The 18,010-nt window shown below is 52.4% G+C and carries 18 protein-coding genes; 16 read left to right on the top strand and 2 right to left on the bottom strand.

From position 1 onward, the window contains the following. Window positions 1-372 precede the first annotated feature (372 nt). From JOD24_RS15370 to sigB, 13 genes are all read left to right on the top strand, one after another. A complete protein-coding gene (locus JOD24_RS15370) occupies window positions 373-1,287 on the top strand; it encodes an ABC transporter ATP-binding protein (RefSeq protein ID WP_429247290.1) in 915 nt (304 codons plus the stop codon). Continuing rightward, window positions 1,284-2,399 carry an ABC transporter permease gene (locus tag JOD24_RS15365; RefSeq protein WP_429247289.1) on the top strand — a complete coding sequence of 372 codons (1,116 nt, stop codon included), beginning with the start codon at window positions 1,284-1,286 and terminating at the stop codon, window positions 2,397-2,399. Before JOD24_RS15370 ends, JOD24_RS15365 begins: the two co-directional genes overlap by 4 nt. Window positions 2,400-2,418: 19 nt before the next feature. Continuing rightward, entirely contained in the window at window positions 2,419-2,793 is a 375-nt protein-coding gene (gene acpS / locus JOD24_RS15360; RefSeq protein ID WP_380164793.1) for a holo-ACP synthase, read from the top strand. A gap of 81 nt (window positions 2,794-2,874) precedes the next feature. After that, entirely contained in the window at window positions 2,875-4,398 is a 1,524-nt protein-coding gene (locus JOD24_RS15355) for an NAD(P)H-hydrate epimerase (RefSeq protein ID WP_380164791.1), read from the top strand. Between the two features lie 74 nt (window positions 4,399-4,472). Continuing rightward, window positions 4,473-5,501 (top strand): LolA family protein, encoded by a 1,029-nt coding sequence (locus tag JOD24_RS15350; protein ID WP_380164789.1) that lies wholly within the window; start codon window positions 4,473-4,475, stop codon window positions 5,499-5,501. A 237-nt stretch (window positions 5,502-5,738) separates the two neighbouring features. Next, entirely contained in the window at window positions 5,739-6,179 is a 441-nt protein-coding gene (locus JOD24_RS15345; protein WP_429247288.1) for a hypothetical protein, read from the top strand. Next, window positions 6,166-7,377, top strand: coding sequence for an alanine racemase (alr, locus tag JOD24_RS15340; RefSeq protein WP_429247287.1), 1,212 nt, complete (start codon window positions 6,166-6,168; stop codon window positions 7,375-7,377). Before JOD24_RS15345 ends, alr begins: the two co-directional genes overlap by 14 nt. A 208-nt stretch (window positions 7,378-7,585) precedes the next feature. Continuing rightward, window positions 7,586-7,837 (top strand): CopG family ribbon-helix-helix protein, encoded by a 252-nt coding sequence (locus JOD24_RS15335; RefSeq protein ID WP_040388319.1) that lies wholly within the window; start codon window positions 7,586-7,588, stop codon window positions 7,835-7,837. 5 nt (window positions 7,838-7,842) lie between these two features. Continuing rightward, window positions 7,843-8,193, top strand: coding sequence for a type II toxin-antitoxin system PemK/MazF family toxin (locus JOD24_RS15330; protein ID WP_380164783.1), 351 nt, complete (start codon window positions 7,843-7,845; stop codon window positions 8,191-8,193). A gap of 184 nt (window positions 8,194-8,377) precedes the next feature. Beyond that, on the top strand, window positions 8,378-9,388 hold the full coding sequence (locus tag JOD24_RS15325; RefSeq protein ID WP_380164781.1) for a PP2C family protein-serine/threonine phosphatase: 1,011 nt from the start codon (window positions 8,378-8,380) through the stop codon (window positions 9,386-9,388). 338 nt (window positions 9,389-9,726) lie between these two features. Further along, on the top strand, window positions 9,727-10,047 hold the full coding sequence (locus tag JOD24_RS15320; RefSeq protein ID WP_380164779.1) for an STAS domain-containing protein: 321 nt from the start codon (window positions 9,727-9,729) through the stop codon (window positions 10,045-10,047). A 15-nt stretch (window positions 10,048-10,062) separates the two neighbouring features. Then, window positions 10,063-10,551, top strand: coding sequence for an anti-sigma B factor RsbW (gene rsbW / locus JOD24_RS15315; RefSeq protein WP_380164777.1), 489 nt, complete (start codon window positions 10,063-10,065; stop codon window positions 10,549-10,551). Next, window positions 10,514-11,299, top strand: a complete 786-nt coding sequence (sigB, locus tag JOD24_RS15310) for an RNA polymerase sigma factor SigB (RefSeq protein WP_380164775.1) — start codon at window positions 10,514-10,516, stop codon at window positions 11,297-11,299. Before rsbW ends, sigB begins: the two co-directional genes overlap by 38 nt. 55 nt (window positions 11,300-11,354) lie before the next feature. Here sigB and fdhD read toward each other — a convergent pair whose 3' ends face one another. Then, entirely contained in the window at window positions 11,355-12,212 is an 858-nt protein-coding gene (gene fdhD, locus JOD24_RS15305; RefSeq protein WP_380164773.1) for a formate dehydrogenase accessory sulfurtransferase FdhD, read from the bottom strand. Between the two features lie 229 nt (window positions 12,213-12,441). On the opposite strand from fdhD, the gene JOD24_RS15300 reads away from it, so the two are divergent. After that, on the top strand, window positions 12,442-13,509 hold the full coding sequence (locus JOD24_RS15300) for a CHAP domain-containing protein (protein ID WP_429247286.1): 1,068 nt from the start codon (window positions 12,442-12,444) through the stop codon (window positions 13,507-13,509). Window positions 13,510-13,551: 42 nt separating this feature from the next. Here the strand turns inward: JOD24_RS15300 and nadE are convergent, their stop codons facing one another. Further along, window positions 13,552-14,382: an NAD(+) synthase gene (gene nadE / locus JOD24_RS15295; protein WP_380164769.1), complete on the bottom strand. Its 831-nt coding sequence runs from the start codon at window positions 14,380-14,382 to the stop codon at window positions 13,552-13,554. Between the two features lie 158 nt (window positions 14,383-14,540). Between nadE and JOD24_RS15290 the strand changes: the two genes are divergently transcribed. Continuing rightward, entirely contained in the window at window positions 14,541-16,685 is a 2,145-nt protein-coding gene (locus JOD24_RS15290; RefSeq protein ID WP_380164767.1) for a Tex family protein, read from the top strand. Window positions 16,686-16,922: 237 nt separating this feature from the next. Continuing rightward, entirely contained in the window at window positions 16,923-17,759 is an 837-nt protein-coding gene (locus tag JOD24_RS15285) for a M23 family metallopeptidase (RefSeq protein WP_380164765.1), read from the top strand. Window positions 17,760-18,010 lie beyond the last annotated feature (251 nt).

The raw sequence follows: 18,010 nt of genomic DNA, 5'->3' as shown, positions 1-18,010 counted from the left end.
AAGGGCTGAAGCCCTAAATTAAGGAAGTACCATAGGCACTACAATCCAAAAGGGCTGAAGCCCTAAATTAAGGAAGTACCATAGGCACTACAATCTGAAATCAAGGAGGCCATCCTACCCAGTGGAGAATCTGGAGAAGGGCCCCGGCTTTGCCCCTGCCCGATGGTCAGATTCGGAGCGGATCGTCTTCCCTTCCTTGTTAGGATGGCAGAGTCGCGTGGTAGAACACGGGCTCCTCATCTGAAATATGGCTAATCAGCCGCCTGGCTGTCAACCTCTTTTCCTCTCCTGGGGAGACGGATTTGGGTTGTGCTATACTGAATGAAATCGGTACTTTTTTCCGGTATTTTGAAGGGATAAGTGGAGGGTCTCATGATACGGGTAGACAAGCTAGTGAAGAGCTATGGCGGCAAACGGGTAGTGGACGCCGTGGGATTTGAAGTGGCGGAGGGAGAGGTGTTCGGTCTGTTGGGACCAAACGGTGCAGGGAAAACCACCACTATGGAGATCATGGAGGGCTTGAGGAAACCGGATGCCGGACAGATCCATCTGTTTGGGGTGGATGCCCTTCGCAAACCGAAGGAGGTCAAAGAGCTGATCGGGATCCAACTTCAGTCCACGGCTCTGTTTGACCACCTGACCACCCGGGAGAGCATTCTCCTTTATGGCAGCTTTTATCGGAACATGCGAGGGGTGGGGGAGTTGTTGAAGGATTTCGATCTAGTAGAGAAAGAAAAAACCCTAGTGAAACACCTCTCCGGCGGTCAGCGGCAGCGACTGGCGATTGCACTGGCGGTGGTTCACGATCCGCGGGTGATCTTCCTGGACGAACCCACGACTGGATTGGACCCCCAGGCCCGTCGTGATTTGTGGGAAATTATTTTCCGCTTAAAAGGGGAGGGACGGACGATTTTTCTATCCACTCACTATATGGAAGAAGCGGAACAACTGTGTGATCGGGTGGCGATTATGGATTCCGGCCGGGTGATCGCGCTGGATACTCCGGCGGGTTTGATCCGGGAATTGGCTTCAGAGAGTATGGTGGAGTTCGTGACGGAGGAGGGGGTTCCAGAAGCCTCCCTGCGTGGATTGAGCGGAGTGAAGGATGTGAAGCACACCGGTGATGGGCTCACTCTGCTGCCGACGGATAATCTGCGGGGAACCCTGGCAGAGTTGATTCCCTTGGCAGGTGAGACGGGGCTGACACTAAAAGGGCTCCGGACACGGACGGCCACCTTGGAAGATGTCTTTTTGGAACATACGGGAAAGAGGCTGGCTGACCGATGAAAGCCTATTGGCGATTGACGTGGGCGCAATTGCTGCTCTTTCTACGGAATAAGAACACCATTATCTGGTCATTAGTTCTTCCTATCTTGATTATCCTGGCCCTGGGTACCTTTATGGGAAAGGGAACAGATCAGTTTCAGTTGACGGTGGCTGTGGCAGATGAAGACGATACGACTGCCTCCCGGACCCTGGTGAAGTCCTTAACTAAAACTTTTACGACGGTAAACACCACTCGCTCTGAAGGGTTGTCCCAAGTGAAAAAGGGAGAAGCCCAAGCCTTGGTTGTGTTGAAAAAGGGTTTGGGGGAACGCCTGCGTTCCGCCGAAGACGGAGACAAAGGAGCCAAAGATGCTTCCACGTTGGTTTCTCTCTATCTGGATTCGAGCAATCCGACGGTTTCCCAAATGGGGGCGACGGTGGTCCGGGATGCGGTAGATCGACTCAACCAGGAGGCGGTAAACTATCAGCCTTCCGTGGGGATGAAAGTAGTCAACATTCAGACGCAACCCTTGGATTATATCGACTTTTTGGTTCCAGGAATTTTGTCTGTGATGATCTTGAGCAATAATCTAAATGGAGTGGCGGGTACTATCGCTTCCTGGCGGGAGCGGGGGATCTTGCGCCGGATGCAGGGGACTCCATTGAAAAGCTCCACCTTTATCGCCGCCCAGATTACGGCCCGAGTGATGTTGAACAGTCTGCAGGCGGTGCTAGTGATCCTGGTGGCTTATATGGTCTACGGAGTCCATGTCTACGGGTCTTGGTTGTTGCTCCTCATGTTCTTGCTGTTGGGGACACTCACCTTTATGTCCATCGGCTTTATCATTGCCAGTCTGACCCGAACTCCGGAAAGTGCAGGCCCGATTGCAGGTATGATCTCATTTCCGATGATCTTTGTCGGTGGTATTTTCTTTCCCGTACGGGATCTGCCAGGGATTTTGCAACCGATCGTGAAAGCGATCCCCATCGGTTATCTAACTGATGCTCTCCGGGCGGTAATGAATGAGGGGGCCACCTTGGCTCAGACGGCGACTCCGGCGATCGTGCTGACGGCCTGGCTAGTGGTTTCCTTCACAGTGGCCTCCCTCACCTTCAGGTGGGATGTAAAATAAAGACAGGGGGGAACAGAGAATGATCCTGGGAATCGGTACGGATTTGGCTGAGATTTCCCGGATTCGCCGTGTGGGACTTAGGCGATTGGCTGAGCGGATTCTTTCCAAAGAAGAGCTGGCGTGGTTGCCGGACTCAAATCAACGTCGGGGGGAATGGCTCGCCGGTCGTTTTGCCGCCAAAGAGGCGGTAGCCAAAGCGACAGGAACCGGAATTGGAGGACAGCTCAGCTTTCGGGAGATCGAAATTTTTAATGACGTCAAGGGAAAACCTTGGGTGCGGATGGCTCCTGAAGTGTTGAAGGGGTTCGGATGGGAGCAAGATGTTACCATCCATCTTTCCATCACTCACAGTGAGGAGCATGCCCTCGCCTTTGTGGTTGTGGAAGGCGGATAGTCCCGGATCGCCTGTCATCCTTGTCTGCATATCCGGACAGGTCCGGTCATATAGTTATAACGCGGTTGGGAGGGGAGTTATTTGTATCTCTGCACTGCACAGGAGATGCGCGATCTGGACCGGTGCACCATCGACAGGATGGGTTTGCCGGGGATGGTTCTGATGGAAAATGCGGGTCGAGAGGCTGCCCGCGCATTGCTGGAACGCTTTCCGGAAGCGAAGAAGGCTGTGGTTTTGGCCGGTTCGGGCAATAACGGTGGGGACGGCTTTGTTATCGCCCGACACTTGGCTGCTGCCGGCTGGGAGGTTTCGATTGGCCATCTGGGACAGGTGGAGAAGATGTCTCCGGAGACGCAGACTTTTTACGGGGTTTGCCGGCAGATGGGAATTCCTATCGTAGGTAAAAATGAGTCGGAGAAGTGGATCGGCACCGCCGATGTGGTGGTGGATGCACTGCTGGGGACTGGTGTGCGGGGAGAGTTGCGGGAGCCTGTTCGGACCTTGATCCACCAAGTCAATCGGACTTGTCAAGGGTTTGTGCTCGCTGTAGACATCCCGAGTGGGGTGGATACTGACACGGGGGCCGTGCTCGGAGAGGCGATCCGAGCGGATCTGACGGTCACCTTTGCTGCTGCGAAGTGGTGTCATTACCTGCGTCCTGCCGCTGAATATCGGGGGGAGCTGAAAGTGGTCGACATCGGAATTCCTCCAGCGGTAGTGACAGAGAATCCACCCCGGGCCCAGCTCAACCAGCCGTCTCTGTGGGAGAAACATCTATCTCCCCGATCTCCCTGGAGTCATAAAGGGTCCCATGGTCACCTCTTGGTACTGGGTGGGTCCCAGGGCATGCTGGGGGCTGCCGCCCTCTCCGGAATGGCCGCCCTTCGATTCGGAGTCGGGATGACGACTTTGGGTGTCCCCCATGGGCAGGTGGGGCCCCTGGCTGCCAAAGTGACGGAGCCCTTGATCTGGGGTTGGCCCGATGGACCGGAAGGTGGTTTTTCCGGGGCATTTCCCCCAGATTGGGAAGAGAGGGCGCCTCGATTCACCGCCGTTGCCGTCGGTCCCGGTCTGGGCCGATTTACAAGGGAGAAGACTTGGCTAGAAAGATTGCTCCGGGAAGTATCTGTCCCAGTGGTGCTGGATGCTGATGGACTCAATATTCTCTCTGGTGACCTGTCGTTTCTGGAACAACGACAGGGACCAACGGTGTTGACCCCCCATCCTGGAGAGATGGCCCGTCTGTTGGGAATCTCTGTGGAGGAAGTGGAGTCTTCCCGGCATCAGGTGGCAGTGGATGTGGCGGAAAGATATGGGGTGACAACGGTGTTGAAGGGGACCTTTACTGTGATCGCTTTTCCTGACGGCCAGCAAGTGATTCACCCCGAATCGTCTCCCGCCCTAGCCAAAGCCGGGTCCGGGGATGTGCTCACAGGAATTCTGGGAGGAGGGTTGGCCCGGGGGATTCCAGTAGAGAGTGCAGTTTCCCTGGGAGTTTACCTCCATAGTTCGGCGGGCCGGTTGGCCACAGTCGCTTCGGCTCACTCCGTCCTCGCTTCCGATGTGATCCATCATCTCGGGAGAGCTATCCATCAGATTCATTGATCGTGCCCGTGCCCGACCGACACATCTCTTGGGAACCGGGCGGCCCCCGCTCCCACAGGGAAAGGGATGATGAAATGCGTCGGACCGCGTGGGTAATCGTCGTCGTCATGGTGGTCGCAGCTGCCCTCAGCGGCTGTGGTGAGAAAAGCCCAGATCAAATCGTGAAGGATCTGTCCAAGATGACGGACAAGATGGAAGGATACAAAAGCCATGGCCAGATGGTGATTCATTCCGGGACCGCTCCTCAGAAATATGATGTGGAGGTCTGGTACAAAAAGCCTCATTTTTATCGTGTTTCCCTTAAAAACACCAAAAAAGATGTTACCCAGATTCTCCTCAGGAATGACGAAGGCGTCTTTGTCTTGACTCCCCATCTGGAGAAGAGTTTCCGTTTTCAGAGTGATTGGCCGGAGAACGGGGGTGGTCAGGTATATCTGTATCAATCGTTGCTGAAAAGCATTGTCGATGATTCTTCCCGCAAAATCACCAGCAATGAAAAGGAATACCAGTTTGATGTCCAGGCCAATTACAGTCAGAACAAATCGATGAACCGACAACGCATCCGGATGGATCGGGACTATCATCCGAAAAAAGTGGAAGTGCTCAATGAAGAGGATCAGGTATTGGTGGAGATCACCTTTGATAAATTTGATGAAGGGGCTTCCTTTGACAAGAATGCCTTTGACATGGAACGGAATATGACCGGCTATGCTGGCAGAACTGTCCCCACTCTGGCTAAGAAAGAGAAAAAAGGAAAGGAAAAAGAGGTGAATGCGGTCGCTCCCGCTTGGATCCCGGAAGGGTGCCGGCTGGCGGATGAAACCACGGTGGAGACCCCAGAGGGAAAGCGGGTGATTATGCGTTACAAAGGCAAAAAACCTTTCACCTTGACGCAAAAGCGGCCAGAGGCAGTGGATGCCAGCCTGCAGGCTTACGGGAAGCCTCTCGACTTGGGAGAAACGATGGGAGTTTTTCTGGACATGGACGGAAAGAGACATCTCTCTTGGACCTATGAGGGTGTAGATTTTGAACTCCTGGGGGAACTGACAGAATCCCAGATGGCACAAATCGCTCGCTCCGTTTTTGAACAGAAGGATAAGTGACTCGCCCGCCACCCTCGGTGGCGGTTGTTTTTTTGTGGAAGAGGGAAAATCTAACACCAGATGGACCCTAGGTTATTCTTGAAAAGTCGGAGTCGAATGATAGGATGAAAGAGAAGATGAAAATGGTTGCGAGTTTGTCCATCCCCTTCGGAAGCACTCTTTAGAAGTTTTGCAATCCGAGTCCACCCTATTGTATGATATTCGTGATAAATCGCTTTGAAGGAAAAGGAGAACGAGATGGACGAGGAAGCGATCCGCGACGAGTCTACCCGTTTCACTGTACTGCTTTACCGGAAGAGCCGGGGCTTGCGTCTGGGGGAGGTTGGAGTGTTTCTGGTCGGCCTGTTGGCGATGTTGCCCTTCTTTGAGCTGAGATCGGCTCCCTTTGTCATCGCCCTCCTCCTGTGGGCGATGATCGTCATGGCCGGCTTGCCCGCCTTGTACCGAGCGATCTTCCAGCCCAGATATATTTTATATTCGGACCGGTTGGTGATGCAGATGAAGGGGAAATGGAAAGAAGTCTCCCTTTCTCAAGTGAAGCCTAGTTATAATCTTCCCTATCTCTATGAAATCCATGGCAAGGAGACCCCAATTCTGGTCAGCGATCCTTTTTTGGAAACTCTGAATGTGCAATTAAAACTGTATCGATCTAGGAACAAGTCCGATGGAAAAGAGTAATCGATATTTTCGCGATACGGTGGCCCTCATCGATCTGGACGCGATCGCCCATAATGTGAGTCAATTTCGTCGTCGTCTACCTGGTGGTTGCCGGCTGATGGCGGCAGTCAAAGCGGATGGGTATGGTCATGGTTCCGTTCCGGTCTCCCAAGCAGCTTTGGCTGCCGGAGCCACTGACTTGGCTGTCGCTTTTTTGGACGAGGCTTTGGAGTTGCGGGCAGCGGGGATTACGGCCCCGATTTTGGTGTTTGGAGAGATCCCCGAGCGGGGAATCGAACCAGCCCTCCAAGCTGGGATCTCCCTGACGGTCTTCAATGAGGTGGGAATGGAGAAGATTGCCCAAGTGGCAGCCCACACGGGTTATCAGGCCCGGCTTCATATCAAAGTGGACACTGGAATGGGCCGGATCGGCCTGTGGGAAGATGCCGCCGTCTCCTTTGCCGAACGGTGGGTTCGAGATTCTCGATTGACGGTGGAGGGAATATTTACTCATTTCGCGACTGCTGATGAGATAGACAAGAGTTACGCCATGGAGCAGCATGGTCGTTTTTTGCGGGTACTCCAACAGTTACAGGCGAGGGGAATCCGAATCCCCTTGATCCACTGTGCCAACAGTGCTGCCGCCATCGACCTGCCGGAATGGTCCCATGGCATGATCCGGTTGGGGATCAGCATGTATGGCTACTATCCTTCGACACAGGTGAACCGGATGGAGGTTTCTCTTGATCCCGCCTTGACGCTGAAGACCCGGATCATCCATCTCAAGCGTCCTCCCGCCGGGATGGGCATCAGCTACGGGAAGACGGCCAGGGTCAACGGGGATCAATGGATCGCCACGATTCCCATCGGTTACGCTGACGGATACAGTCGTCAGCTTTCCAATCGGGGGATGGCTTTGGTTCAGGGGCAGAGGGTGCCCGTGATCGGAAGGGTCTGCATGGACCAGACGATGTTGGATGTCACATCGGCGATGCCGGTGAAGGTGGGGGATGAGGTGGTTCTTTATGGAAAGCAGGGAAACGAAGAGATCCATGTGGACGAGGTGGCGAATCTCCTCGGAACCATCTCCTATGAAATCACCTGTATGCTGGGCCACCGAATCCCCAGGCTCTATCTTCAATCGGGCCAGGTCGTACATGTGAACAACCCCCTTGGGATCGCTCCCTTGCTTCCGCCAGAGGGAAAAGAATCCCCTTGAGGAAGGAATTTTGGGATGGAGAGCGAATAAATTAATATTGTCCCCTAAACCGTCCAAAAGTCCTGATCGGCGGAGATCCGGGATGGAGGCGGCGTGAGCTCAAGTATATTTTTGCATCAGGTTTATCATAATGGTAGTATTGATTAGATAAATCGCCAACGGTGATGATTTGTTGGGGGTGCGTACGTTGTCAGAGACAAAGAGAATCATGATTAGCTTACCTCAGCAATTGCTTCAGGAAGTGGATGGGATGGTGGAGAAGGAAAACTCCAATCGGAGTGAATTTGTTCGCCAAGCCATGAAGCTATATCTTTATGAACGGAAAAAGCGATTGATTCGCGAAATGATGCAACAGGGTTACATGGAGATGGCCAAGATCAATCTGAATATCGCGTCGGAGTCCTTTGAAGCGGAAGAAGAGGCAGATGGTACAACGATTCGTCTGGTTAGTGGGGTGTAATTCCTTTGATTGTCAAACGTGGCGATGTCTATTTTGCCGATCTCTCTCCAGTGGTCGGATCTGAACAAGGTGGGGTTCGACCTGTTCTGGTGATACAAAACAACATTGGGAACCGGTTCAGCCCCACTGTGATCGTCGCCGCGATTACTGCCCAAATCCAGAAGGCGAAACTCCCCACTCATGTGGAAATCGATTCCAGGAATTATGGGTTTGACCGGGATTCAGTCATTCTCTTGGAACAAATCAGAACCATAGATAAACAACGACTTACGGATAAGATCACCCATCTGGATGAAGAGATGATGATGCGGGTGAATGAGGCACTTAATATCAGTCTGGGTTTGATCGATTTTTGACCCGACAGCAGGTGACCGGGAGGTGCGAACTGGCATCTCCTTTTTTGTATGTGCAGTTGTATAATGAAGGGGTGGACGCTTCGGATGAGAGAGGGGAGGTTAGTGATCGGGTTGCATTTTTTTGCGCCGCTCATTTCTCATCTCTCACCTCCCAAATGTGGTTTCCATATGGAGGAAGGCTACCATGAACGATGAAATGATTGAGCGTTATCGGCAGCTACTCAACTCTTATTTATCGGACCGGCAGGAAGATCAGTTGTATGAGGCTCAGCAGATGAGTAAGTGGATGATAGAGCAGAAAATCCCGCCGGAGGAAATCGTCAGTATGCACGCGGAGGTAGTCAAAGAACATTTGCCGCATCTGCCGGAAGAAGTCCAGCACTCATTTAATCCTTTGATTGAAATGATGATCGGATACGGAGCCGCCCTCCGGGAACATGAGAATCTTCTCCATCGCCAGCGGGAGCTGGAGTATGAGATCGAGATCGCTGTCGGGATGCAACAAACCCTTCTTCCTGATGCCCCCCCGGACACTCCAGATCTGGACGTGGGCGTGGTCAGTGTTCCGGCACAACGGATGAGCGGGGATTATTATAATTTTGTCAACCATGGCGGAGGATCTATCGGAGTGGCACTTTCGGATATTATCGGAAAGGGGATTCCCGCCGCCCTTTGTATGTCCATGATCAAATATGCCATGGATCAGATGGACAACTCTTCGGGTCCGTCGGAGATCCTGCGTCGTCTGAACATTGTGGTGGAGAGAAATGTGGATCCCAGTATGTTTATCACGATGGTCTATGGAGTGTACGATACCAACCGCCATCATTTTCAGTATGCCACCGCCGGACATGAACCGGGGTTTTTGTACAGAGACCGAGAGGAAGACTTTGAGGATTTAAATACCGGGGGATTGGTCCTAGGTGTCACCGAGGGGATTGACTATGAGGAGTACGGGCTGGACCTAGCTCCAGGGGATACCGTGATCCTTTTTTCCGATGGAGTGACGGAGACACGGATCGACGGAGAATTTCTCGGTCGGGAACCTCTCAAGGAACTGATCCGATCCCATCTGCACCTGCCAGCGCAAGAGGCGGTGGAGTCGATTCAGCAGGATCTGTATGAAATGGTCAATTACCAACTAAAAGATGACCAGACGATCCTGTTACTGCGCAGACCCAAGGGGGTTGATTAACCCCGAAGCAGGAACGGAGAGAGTCGTGTATGGCCCCAGTAAGATCACGAGCGAAGTGTCTCCGACGTGGTTGTCGCGGTCTCGGGCAGGACCGCATCTTTTTTATGTAAGTGGTAGTTAAACCAAACCTGGCTTGGGCCGAAATCCTGACCGGATGGTTGAAGTCAGGTTTTAAAACCGACTGACGGGGTAAAGTGGAGGGGAGGGATCAGAGGCGGGGCAGGATGGGCGAGGGAAGGGACCGGTGCGATCAGTAATGTCGGTTACTTTAAGTTTTCTTCCCATTTTCCACCCTTCTCACCTCCTCAGATGTGGCTTTTAGATGGAGGGAATTTGCGATGGATGTATCAATCCAGGAAAAAAGACAATCAGAGCAAATCATCACTTTGATTGTCTCAGGTGAGGTGGATGCATATACTGCACCACAGCTTCGTGAGAGATTGATGCCGCTGTGCCAGAAGATAGGTGAAGTGCGTCTGGACCTGTCACAGGTAGAGTATATGGACAGTACCGCTCTGGGCGTGCTGATCGGTGCTTATAAACAGCTTCGCGCCAGGCAGGGTCGGCTAGTTCTTACCGGGATGAGTCCCCGTCTGAAACGTCTGTTTCGTATCACCGGCTTGACTGAAGTGATGGATATTGAAGAAAATGGTGCTTAGGAGGAGCGGATTGGAATGAATCAGACCAAGGATATCGTACTGACCATTCCCGCCGAAGCACAGTACGTGGGGGTGGTCCGATTAACTGTCTCTGGGATTGCCAATCGTCTGGGTTTCCATTATGACGATATTGAAGATATCAAACTGGCTGTAGCAGAGGCCTGTACCAATGCGGTGGACCATGCGTACAAAGAATTGGAATGCCAGGGGTGCGTCAAGGTGACGTTCTGCATCTTTGGAGATCGACTGGAAATCAGAGTAAAGGATGAAGGGAACAGCTTTGATATTGAAGCTGTGAAAAAGAAATCCGGCCCGATTGAGAATCACCTTCCCTTTACCTCGATGCGGGAGCGAGGACTGGGTCTTCATTTGATGGAAACCTTGATGGATCATGTGGACGTCCAGGTCGGAAAAGGCGTCGTGGTCACCCTTACCAAGTTTATTCACAGGGACGAGGTGGATCGAGATGTCAACTCGCCCGCAAAGACAGAATCCCATGGATGAACAAACTCCTGACCTGATTCGCCGCTATCAAGAGGAGGCGGATGAAGGGATCCAGGAAGTATTGGTGGATCGATTCACCCCCTTGGTGGAAACCTTGGCCTCTAAGTTCACAAAGGGAGCGGAGTCCTTTGAAGACTTGGTTCAGGTTGGGATGATCGGATTGCTGGCTGCGTTGAAACGGTATGATCCGGACTTCGGAAAAAGCTTTGAAAGCTTTGCTGTACCCACCATCGTGGGGGAGATCAAACGCCATATTCGCGACAAGACCTGGAGTGTCCATGTACCTCGCCGCATTAAAGAACTGGGTCCGCGCATCAAGAAGGCTGCAGAGGAGTTAACGGTCCAGTATCAAAGGTCCCCTTCGGTGGATGAGATCTCCCAATACCTCGATGTTACTGCCGAGGAGGTATTGGAGACGATGGAGATGGGCCGCAGTTATAATGCCGTCTCTGTGGACAGTCCTATCGAAGCGAATAATGAAGGAAGCAAGATTACCTTACTCGACCTCGTGGGCAACCGGGATGCCGGGTTTGAGCAGGTGGACCAACAACTGCTCCTGAAAAAGGCTTTTCAGGTGTTGACGGACCGGGAGCAATCGATTATCCAGATGACGTTTTTTGAAAATCTGAGCCAGAAGCAAGCTGCGAATGAATTGGGAATCTCCCAAATGCATGTTTCTCGTTTGCAACGCCGGGCCTTGGGGAAGCTGAGGGAAGCGATCCGTGTTGCACCCAGTGAAATCATTTGATTCTTTTTTAAAAGCCGATGGTTTGAGACCTCGGTTTTTTTATGGATGGGAGTGGCTATTCCCCGACCCGGATCCGTTTACCTCCGGTGTAAATATTAAATCGTTCTCCCCTGGCAAACCCGATCAAGGTGATCCCAAATTGCTTCGCCACATCTACGGCGAGGCTGGATGGAGCAGAGACGGCGGTGACGACGGGAATACCGGCTACCGCCGCCTTTTGCATGATTTCAAAGCTGGTACGTCCACTCACCATCAGGATTCCTTCCGTCAAAGGAAGTCCCTGATTGAGAAACAAGTGACCGATCAACTTATCCACCGCGTTGTGGCGGCCCACATCCTCCCTGAGGGCGATGAGATGACCCGTGGGGTCGAACCAACCTGCTGCATGAAGACCGCCGGTTTTTTCGAAGATTTCCTGTTCACGGCGAAGCGTCTCTCCCAACTGAGGGATGAGCGAGGCGGGTAAGGTGAAGTCTCCCTGGACAGGTTTGACGCCACGGACCTCTATCGCTTCCAGGGAGGCTTTTCCGCATACTCCGCAACTGGAGCTGGTGTAAAAGTTTCTTCTTAGACGTTCCAACTCGACGGAGATCCCGGGTCTCAGATTGACGTTCACGATATTGTATCGCTGCGCTCCATCGGTCTCGGGATCCCTGCAGTAAGTGATAGATTGGATGGAATCTTTTGAATCCAAGATGCCTTCGGTGACCAAAAATCCGCTGGCCAGATCAAAATCATTCCCCGGTGTTCGCATGGTAACAGAGATGGGCACCGGTTCAGCGATCTGCGGGAAGACCAAGCGGATTTCCATCGGCTCTTCTGCAGTCACGGTATCGCGGACTCGACGTGCGGATTCTCCTTCCACCTGTTGCACCCATCCTTTGGCGGCACGGGAGCGAGAGCTGGGATTCATAGAATCTACTCCTTTCTTGCTTCTCCATATAAAGATATCCCGGAAAACGACGGGGTTCAACTCCCTTTTCTTTAGTTTTTCGTGACAGGAAGAGAAGGGATTGTTAAGATCGTAAACAAGGCTGTCTGCTAAACAGACGAGAAGTATCGGATGTATACTCCGAAAGTATAATTTTGTCGGGGATGGGAAACCGAAGGGTCTGTCCTTTCGTTATTTCAAGAGGAAACGTTTGACGGGTGAGGTGATGGTTATCTCTATAAAGCGTATATTGTTGGTCGGCGTAGCCTCTACGGTCTTGATCACCGGAGTGATTCCAGCGGGAGTCTATGCTGAAGACAATGTGGGTTCCAAAAAAGAGGAACTGGAAAACGTAAAGGAACAAAAGAAAGAGGCCCAAGAAACCATCGACAAACTGATGGACAAGATCAAGCCTCACAGAGAGAAAGTAGAAAACTTGGAGAAAAAGATCGCCGACACCAATAAGAAAATACAAAAGGCGGAGAAAGAGACAAAAAAGAACTCCGAAAAACTGAAACTCTACGAGGAGCGATTCAAAGGTCGTGTCCGCTTGATGTATGAAAATGGAGAAATGGGGTCGATGCGAGCGCTGTTTGAAGCCGGGAGCTTCGGTGAATTTTTGCAACGGTTTGAAGTGCTTCGGATGATTCTGATCCGGGATCGGGAGCTTTTCGACAAGTATAACAATATTCGCTTGAAACACGAAGAGTTGAAGAAGAAACAAGCCACCTTGGCGAAGGAACAGAAGGAAGAGGCGAAGGATGCCCGCAAGATCTACGACAAGATCCAAGTGGAGATTGAAAAAACCAAAAAGGAACTGGCGTCTCTCGGCTCTAAAGAAAGCAATCTCAAAGCTCAGATTGATTCGCTGACCCTGGTGGATGCCTCCCTGTACCCCTATAAATATGCTAGTGTGGCAGGAGTGGATCCCTGGGGCTTCTACAACCGGCAATGCACGTCCTTTGTCGCTTGGCGAATCAATCAAAGGGGTTACCACTTTACCAACCATATGCGCGGAGGTCATTTTGGAAATGCGACCAACTGGGCCAACAATGCCCGCCGCATCGGGATGCGTGTGAACAATCAGCCTGCAGTTGGAGCAGTCGCCCAGTTTAACGCTGGTGCTTCCGGGGCGAGCGGTACATTTGGTCATGTCGCCTACGTGACTGCAGTCAACGGTTCCACCATCACCATCGAGGAATACAACTATCAACGCTATGCTTTCTCTAAACGGACTATCCCTGCAGGTTCAGTCAGCAATTACATTCATGTGAACTGATTCCACGAAAAAAGAGGGAAACGGCTGCAGGCCGCTCCCTCTTTATTTCGTTTTCCACCAATGATCGAAGGGGGAGGTGGGGGTGGTGCGCTTGTGACGGGAAGAGAGATATTTTTGTTGGATGCGTGCCACTACGTCTGCTTCTACCTCTTTTCCCTCCAGGTAGTCATCGATTTGCTCATAGGTGATCCCCAACTCTTCTTCATCGGAGCGTCCCGGCTGTTCATCCAAAAGGTCTGCCGTCGGAGCCTTCATGTAGAGGGAAGAGGCGGCTCCCAGATGTTTCAACAGCTGTTTTCCCTGCCGTTTGTTCAGTCCGTATAGGGGGACCAGATCACAGCCTCCATCCCCGTACTTGGTGAAAAAACCGGTGACCGCTTCAGCAGCGTGGTCGGTTCCCACCACCAGGAGGTTGCGAGCTCCCGCGATCTGGTACTGGGCGATCATCCGCTCCCGAGCTTTGACATTGCCCTTGACAAAGTCAGGGAGAGACTGGCCGGTAGCATCCTGGTAGGCTTGGACGGACCCGTCCACAGCGCTTTGGATATTGAAAGTGAAAGTCTCGTCAGGTTGAATAAATCGCATTGCCTGTTGCGCATCGGCTTCGTCCTTTTGCATCCCATAGGGAAGGCGCAAGGCGATGAACCGAAACTCTTTTCCGCTCTCCTTTCGCAATTGCTCCATTGCCAGTTGGGCCAGTCTGCCCGCCAAGGTGGAATCCTGCCCACCGGAGATTCCGAGCACCAGTCCCCTCGTGGAGGTGGCTTTCACGTACTCTTTGATGAACTCTACTCGCATCCTGACTTCCTCGTCGGGATCAATGACGGGCTTCACGTGTAAGTCTGCGATGATCTGCTGCTGGATCGAACTCATGTGATGGATCCTCCTGTTCGTTGTCGGGTTGTGATATCCCCTTTTCTATCACTTTACCTCAACCCGAATCTCGATGCACGGATGTGAGGTAAATTGCCCCGTTACAGGCAAAGGGGTAGAATAGGTAAGCAAAACCTTATCCAAAAACGGAGGCAGGTATGGAAGAAAAAGAACGATTCCAAGCGATTGCCGACGAACTCAGTCTGGAGACGGCCCGAGTGGAAACGGCCGTACATTTGATGGAAGAGGGAAATACGATTCCGTTTATCGCCCGTTACCGGAAAGAGATGACGGGAGAACTGGATGAAGAACAACTTCGCGGGATTGAAGAAAGAAACAAATACCTGATCCAGCTGGAGCAAAAGAAAGAAGAAGTGATCCGGCTGATCGATGAACAAGGCAAGCTGACTGACGAGTTACGAAAAAAGATCGAATCTGCCGTGAAATTGCAGACCGTAGAAGATCTTTACCGTCCCTATCGCCCCAAGCGGAAAACCCGGGCCTCACAGGCACGGGAGCGAGGGCTGGCCCCACTGGCGGAGTTTCTGCGACAGATCCCAAGTGAGACAGAGGCGGAGGAGAAAGCGAGTTCTTTCATCGACCCGGAGAAAGAAGTGGGCACGGTGCAGGAGGCTTTGCAGGGTGCGATGGACATCCTGGCGGAAGAATTGGCTGATGATCCTGAGATTCGCAGATGGGTCCGGGACTTTCATTGGAAGCGGGGTGAATTGGTCACGGAGGCCAAAACGGCCGATGAGCGCTCCGTATATGAAATGTACTACGACTACAAGGAACCGGTCCGCAAAATGCCTTCTCACCGCGTGCTGGCTGTAAATCGAGGGGAACGAGAAGGGATTCTTAAAGTCCGCTTGGAGGTGGAAGGGGCAGAGCGGGTGCTGGACCACCTGGAACGTCATCTGTCGAAACATCCTCATCGGTATTTGACAGAAACGGCGGAAGATGCTTACAAACGGTTGATCGCTCCTTCCATCGAGCGGGAGATCCGTTCGACGATGACGGAAGAGGCGGAAGAGCAAGCGATCCATATTTTTTCTGAAAATCTGCGGAACCTGTTGTTGCAACCCCCGATCCGAGGGAAAAAGGTGCTCGGGGTGGATCCGGCGTATCGTACGGGTTGCAAGTTGGCGGTGGTGGACGAAACGGGAAAGATGCATCATGTAGGCGTCATCTTTCCCACTCTATCTCAGAACAAAGTGAAAGAGGCCGGTGAGGTGGTATCCCGGCTGGTGGAACAATACGATATCGATATTATCGCTATTGGCAACGGAACCGCCTCCAGAGAGACGGAATCCTTTATTGCAGAATTGATTCGGCGCTGGGAGCGGCAGGTTTACTACATCATCGTCAATGAGGCGGGGGCCAGCGTCTATTCCGCTTCTAAACTGGCCCGGGAGGAGTTCCCGGATCTGGATGTAGCCCAGCGGAGTGCCATCTCCATCGCCCGCCGCCTACAGGACCCCCTCGCGGAACTGGTGAAAATTGAACCCAAGGCGGTGGGTGTAGGACAGTATCAGCACGATGTGTCCCAGAAGCGATTGGTAGAAAGCCTGTCCACTGTGGTAGAGTCAGCGGTCAACCATGTCGGTGTCGATGTCAACACAGCTTCGGTCTCCCTGTTGCAATATGTTTCCGGTGTCAACACCACCGTGGCCAAGAACATCATCAAAAAAAGGGAAGAAGAAGGACGGTACACGGACCGAAACCAGCTGAAAAAAGTGCCTCGTCTAGGGGCCAAAACCTATGAACAGTGTATCGGTTTTTTGCGAGTGACGGATGGGGACAACCCTCTGGATAAGACACCGATTCACCCCGAGTCTTACCCGGTGGTGGAGTCCCTGCTCCAGGAGTTGGGAAGCACTCCCGAGGCGATTGGAACCTCGGATTTAAAAGAAGCACTGCGACAGGTAAATGTGGAGAACATGGCCGAAGTCTTGGGTTGTGGTGTCCCCACTCTGCGAGATATCCTCGATGCCCTGCATCGTCCCGGCCGGGATCCACGGGAAGAGCTACCGGCTCCTGTACTGCGCTCCGACGTATTGCAATTGGAGGACCTGAAGGAAGGGATGCAGTTAAAGGGAACCGTTCGCAATGTCGTTGATTTTGGCGCCTTTGTGGATATCGGTCTCAAAAATGACGGCTTGGTCCATATCTCCAAAATGAGCGATCGCTTTGTCCAGCATCCGATGGATCTCGTCGGAGTCGGTGATGTGGTGGATGTCTGGGTGCTTCAAGTGGATACGGAACGAGAACGAGTCTCCCTCAGCATGATCCCTGTGGGATGATCGATCATCATATCAGGCGTGTTGATTCGCCATATTTTAGGTAAGAACTAAGGTCGGGATGGTGGGAAGGCGAAGAACCTTTGCGCTCTTAGCAAGAGATCGTAGCCCTTCCACCATCCCCGTCCCCCCAAGCGATTTTTACGATGGGGGGCAATGGGAAAAGCGAAAGGATCGATTCGTTCCTATGGGTAATCAACAGCCCTGTTATAAAATATTTCCCTGAACAGGAGGAAGAGGATGAAGTGGTTCTTCCGCGTGCTCCTGCTGATCGCTCTGGTGGCGGGTGCGCTTCTGGTCTACGATCAGACCCAGACGATTCCGATTCCCGAGATCAAGGTTCCGGTGAAACTGGCTCCGGAATATCTAGAGGTCAGTCAATCTTCGGGCATCCCTTGGCCTTACCTCGCCGCTTGGGATGAGGTGGAAAGGGAGTACCAGGGGGTGAACCGAAACACCCTTCAGCAACGGGTGAAAAAGATCCGGCGAGCAACGGAAACGGACCGACCCAGTGAATATCAGATTCGGGAAGTGATCCGAAAGGAGATGTCGGAGAAAAAAGCGGAGCAAATTTTGCAGTTGGCAACCTCCTACGATTGGGCTGCCGCCCCTCTAGGGGAATCTTATCAGTTCCCCTTTGCGGAGAACGCCGAGATCAGCTATGGAGACACTTGGGGAGCCAGCCGCAGTTACGGTGGAGAACGGCCTCATGAGGGAACTGATCTCATGGCTAAGAAAGGAACTCCGATCCATTCCGTCGGTGACGGACGGGTCGTCTCGAAAGGGTGGAACCAGTTAGGGGGCTGGCGCCTCACCATTCTGGATACAGACCATCCCCAGATCTCATTCTACTATGCCCACCTATCCAAGTATGCTGATGGGATCGAAACCGGGTCCCAGGTGAAGAAGGGGCAGGTGATCGGATACGTCGGGGACAGCGGATACGGCCCTGAAGGAACGACAGGCCAGTTTGCCCCCCATCTGCACTTGGGCATCTATGTCCGGGAAAGCACCTTCTCCCCCAAACGGGAGACGATCAATCCTTACCTGTTTCTCAAAGTGTGGGAAGAGAAATGAACAACAGCCAGGGCTATTGATTAACCAAAAAATGGGCGGTGGAGGGAGTCGTGTACTACCAAAGTGACCTTTGCGCCACGGGCACTACAATTTAAAAGAGCTGGAGCTCTAGACTAAGGAAGCACCACAGGCACTACTACAATTTAAAAGAGCTGAAGCTCTAGACTAAGGAAGCACCACAGGCACTACTACAATTTAAAAGAGCTGAAGCTCTAGACTAAGGAAGCACCACAGGCACTACTACAATTTAA

This window comes from Kroppenstedtia sanguinis, from assembly GCF_050433445.1.
GTDB classification, from domain to species: Bacteria; Bacillota; Bacilli; order Thermoactinomycetales; family DSM-45169; genus Kroppenstedtia; species Kroppenstedtia sanguinis.
Note: the sequence above shows the minus strand (reverse complement) of the source record. Positions and strands in the feature narration are given on the sequence as shown.